Source organism: Dietzia sp. IBK-p2-16D (assembly GCF_057773085.1).
Map to the genome: position 1 here is coordinate 1 of NZ_JBYMTL010000020.1, position 542 is coordinate 542.

The 542-nt window shown below is 37.1% G+C and carries 2 protein-coding genes; both read right to left on the reverse strand.

Annotation, left to right across the window (positions count from 1 at the left end; all coding sequences use genetic code 11):
• A partial coding sequence (locus AC3DE3_RS17125) for a hypothetical protein (RefSeq protein WP_488370823.1) occupies window positions 1–306 on the reverse strand: 306 nt, incomplete at its 3' end.
• Window positions 307–326: 20 nt separating this feature from the next.
• The coding region (locus tag AC3DE3_RS17130; RefSeq protein ID WP_488370824.1) for a hypothetical protein at window positions 327–542 on the reverse strand (216 nt) is incomplete at its 5' end.

Here is a 542-nt window from a genome sequence, read left to right on the forward strand (position 1 = left end):
GAAGAAGCCTGCTCGTATATTTGGTACATCTTCCTCGACCCTATAATTTACAAATGTTTTGTCGCATTGCCAATTATCGCAATCTTCTACTGGTTCGCGATTATCTCGAACTCTCTCTAAACACCTCGTACATAAATCTTTGTAATCAAAATCTTCCATTCGCTCTCTTTCTCCTCCGTATTCTTCAGCGACCCCATAGACTTTTTTGTCCTCAACTATTATAAAAATTGGATAAGAAGTACTACGATTATCTTGAGTAAGCATTAACTCACGAATGGCTTTTAAGTTTTCTGTTGGTTCCCACATATTTTTGATTATTATTTTATTTAAAATGGTATATCTTCAGGATCAAATGGCGGTATTGGCTCAGATTCTAGAGACTTTTCCCTAGCTTCGATTTCTTTAAGCTGTTCTGGGTTAAATCGTGAGCAAAATGGACAATCCACCTTAGCCTCAAATCCTATCTCAATAGTCTCTAGGGTAAATCCTTTATTATCGCAGTAGTCGCAGTACCGATTAGGATTTCTAAAACAGCGCTTTTC